This is a genomic window from Bradyrhizobium sp. WYCCWR15520, assembly GCF_056174665.1.
Genome location: NZ_JBWBWM010000176.1, coordinates 1 through 621, shown reverse-complemented (window position 1 = coordinate 621; position 621 = coordinate 1). Strand labels below are relative to the sequence as shown.

1 protein-coding gene is annotated in these 621 nt (G+C 63.0%); it reads left to right on the top strand.

Going from position 1 to position 621, the window contains the following annotated elements; all coding sequences use genetic code 11:
• Positions 1-136: 136 nt before the first annotated feature.
• Positions 137-574 (top strand): hypothetical protein, encoded by a 438-nt coding sequence (locus AC0QUY_RS42740; protein ID WP_161855475.1) that lies wholly within the window; start codon positions 137-139, stop codon positions 572-574.
• Positions 575-621 lie beyond the last annotated feature (47 nt).

Sequence of the window (621 nt, the reverse complement as noted above, 5' to 3'; positions counted from 1 at the left end):
GTAAGCATCCGCCCAAGGCCGCGGGAGACTCTGGTCCGAACTCCAGGCCGGCCGTGCAATGATGTGTGGACGGCGTATTTTCCGCGATTGACGGCCGGTTCGTGCGATGGCCTCGTTTCTATCAAGGAGCGAGGTTATGCTGATCGAAGAGCAGCTTCGGGAGCGGCTAAAGAAGGTGGAGGCGCTGTATTTCGGCGCGACCACTGCGGGAGAACGTGATGCCGCCGAAGCCGCAGCAGAGCGGCTGAAGGCCAAGCTCGAGGAGGCCTGCCGCCGCGATCCCGCCGTCGAGATGAAGTTCAGCTTGCCGGACCAATGGTCGGTCCGATTGTTCATCGCCTTGTGCAGGCGTTATGGCATTCGGCCGTTCCGATATCCGCGGCAGCGCTCGACGACGATCATGGTCAGGGCGCCGCGCCGCTTTTTCGACACCGTGGTGTGGCGGCAGTTTTCTGACCTGCACACGGACCTCTGGCTCTATTTCGAGCAGACGACGGAGCGGCTGATCCGGGAGGCTATCCACGCCGATACTGCGGACGCCGAGACCGCAGTCGAGCCGGCCAGCCTACGATGACGCGCCTCATGCCGCCATCCCAGTTCGTTCGGGTGCGACACTCCATT

What these genes read in the sequence shown, in the direction of transcription:
- AC0QUY_RS42740 (WP_161855475.1), top strand. Translation starts at nt 137, where the DNA reads ATGCTGATCGAAGAGCAGCTTCGGGAGCGGCTAAAGAAGGTGGAGGCG.